This is a genomic window from Prevotella sp. P5-92, assembly GCF_002251245.1.
Lineage (GTDB): Bacteria > Bacteroidota > Bacteroidia > Bacteroidales > Bacteroidaceae > Prevotella.
Genome location: NZ_NPJG01000109.1, coordinates 1 through 684 on the forward strand (window position 1 = coordinate 1; position 684 = coordinate 684).

Annotated in this window: 1 protein-coding gene; it reads right to left on the bottom strand. The window is 43.6% G+C overall.

The annotated features are described in order from the left end of the window. Positions 1-160 precede the first annotated feature (160 nt). The coding region (locus tag CIK99_RS16095) for a helix-turn-helix domain-containing protein (protein WP_094381487.1) at positions 161-684 on the bottom strand (524 nt) is incomplete at its 5' end.

Here is a 684-nt window from a genome sequence, read left to right on the forward strand (position 1 = left end):
CCGTACCGGCCTTTGTGCTTGTGGAATATTGTTGCTATTTTGTCCTTCACATCCTTGTATTTGTCATCATTGCCAATATTTTTCATGTGATAGTAAAAAGTGCTGCGTGCCATCTTCTTCAACTCCAGCAGGAGATTGAGATCCACATGCTCCTCGCGCCTTAGTTCGTCAATGGCCCGCGCCCAATCCTTCTGTTTCGGGACTCTCTTTCCTCGACTAAGGCTTTCACTTTTTTTAGCAGCAGGTTCTCCGCCCTGAGGCGTTCGATCTCCTTGCGGAGCCTCTCGTTTTCCTTCTCCCACTCTTCCTTTGGTAATCGTCTCATAATGCTCTTGGATTGTTCTCTTGGCGATGGTTGCTTACTTGCAAGCGCATCCTTTCCACCCTTGTTGAACTTGGACAGCCAGCCGACTAAGGTACTAGCCGAGATACCATGCTTTGAACTAATCTCAGGCAAAGTTAGCTCAGATTCTTGATATTCACGAATAATTTCGCATTTTTTTTCAAATGAATACTGGTTTTTCTTACATATACGCTTGTTTTCAAGTCCGGAGACTCCTTTTTCTTTATAAATGTATAACCACTCATAAATTTGATGGTGTCCAATGTGTAAACGGTCAGACACTGAACGAGGAGAGTTCCCCGCCTCTACTAATCTAATAGCTTCTAACTTTTCTTCTAATG